Source organism: Kitasatospora sp. NPDC059722 (assembly GCF_042733235.1).
In the GTDB taxonomy this organism is placed as follows: Bacteria; Actinomycetota; Actinomycetes; order Streptomycetales; family Streptomycetaceae; genus Kitasatospora.
On sequence record NZ_JBHWGD010000291.1, the window covers coordinates 1 to 1,422 of the forward strand.

At 75.5% G+C, this 1,422-nt stretch carries 2 protein-coding genes; both read left to right on the forward strand.

The genetic code is table 11. From position 1 onward, the window contains the following. Window positions 1-130 precede the first annotated feature (130 nt). Window positions 131-610, forward strand: a complete 480-nt coding sequence (locus tag ACFV4F_RS43375; RefSeq protein ID WP_380511573.1) for a hypothetical protein — start codon at window positions 131-133, stop codon at window positions 608-610. A gap of 133 nt (window positions 611-743) precedes the next feature. Further along, a partial coding sequence (locus ACFV4F_RS43380) for a YncE family protein (RefSeq protein WP_380511576.1) occupies window positions 744-1,422 on the forward strand: 679 nt, incomplete at its 3' end.

A 1,422-nucleotide genomic window follows, 5' to 3' on the forward strand; every position in this document is an offset into this window, starting at 1 on the left:
GCCGCGAGGGGGCGCCGGGGGGGCCCGCGGTCGCGCCCCGCCGCGCGGGCGGGGGACGCAGCCACCACCCCCCCAACCCCCCACTCCGAGCCCTCCCGCCGCCCCGCGCCCACGTGGGATGATCACCGGCATGCGGGGGAGGACACCGAGGCAGCGGGTGCACCGGCGACGCCTGCGGTGGTGGCAGCGGCGGAGCCACGGCACGTGGTGGACGATCGGCCTCACGGCCGTGCTGGGCGTCGGCATGCTGGCCTCCGTCGTGCGGATGGAACGGCAGTACGTCTCCCTCGAACGGCACGGCGTGCACACCACCGCCACCATCGCCGAGATGCGCACGGAGAAGCGCTCCACCGGCTACCTGATCCACTTCGCCCCGGCCCCGCGGGCCCCGGCCGACATCTGGACGAGGAACGTCAGCGGCGGGGTCGGCGGCACGGTCGCCGTGGTCTACGACCCGGCCGACCCCGGCCAGGTGATGGGCACCGACACCCTCGGCTGGGCGGAACTGCTCGTACCCGGGCTCCTCGGCACCGGCGGTGCGTTCTGCCTGGTCGTCATGTGGGCTGCGGCGCACGACCGTTCGGACCAGTGCCACCGGTGCAGGGGCTGATCGTCGAGCCCTTCCGTCTGTCCGAAAGCCGTCGGCACCCCGGGCCGCAGGCGCGTGCGGTCATGCCCTGGTCAGCCGCCCCCGTTAGTCTGCCCACCGCACCGCACCGTGCGGTGCCGAGGAGGGGGGACCCATGTCCATCAAGGCCTTGGCCGCGGCGCGCACCTGCGTCGCACTGGCCGCCGCCGGAGCGGTCCTGGCGTTGACGAGCGGCGCCGCGGAGGCGGCCGGGCCGGTGTCCGGAGCGGAGGCGGTGATCGCGGTCGGCAACGAGGTGGCCGCCCCGGTGGTGAGTCCGGACGGCGCGACCGCGTACGTCGTGACCGCGACCGCGCAGGGTGGCCTCGTCCTGAAGACCGTCGACACCCGCACCGGCGCCACCGCCGGCGGGCTCGCGCTCGGGCCCAACCGCTGGATGGTGTTCACCGCGCTCAGCGCGGACGGCTCCAGGCTGTACGTGCTCGACTACCTCACCCTGAGCGTGATCGACGTCCGGTCGATGTCCCTGCTCGGCACGACCGTGCTCCCCGACCAGCCGCGCCCGTCCGGCGGGAGCGTCGGCTGGCCCGCCGGGATCGCGCTGAGCCCGGACGGGGCCACCCTGTACGTGTCGCAGTCCGGCGCGCAGACGGTCGGCCACCTCGGGAACGGCCGCGTGCTCTCCTTCGCCACCGCGCAGCGGGCGTTCACGTCGGCCGTCGAGTACCCCGCCTCGATGCCCGGCAACGTGGTCGTCCGCCCCGGCGGTCACGTCCTGTACGTCGGCAGCGTCGCGGGCGGGGTCCACCGCGACCAGACCGGCCGCGCGCCCG

Bases quoted from the DNA above. Each gene is read 5' to 3' on its own strand.
- ACFV4F_RS43375 (WP_380511573.1), top strand. From the start codon at position 131: ATGCGGGGGAGGACACCGAGGCAGCGGGTGCACCGGCGACGCCTGCGG.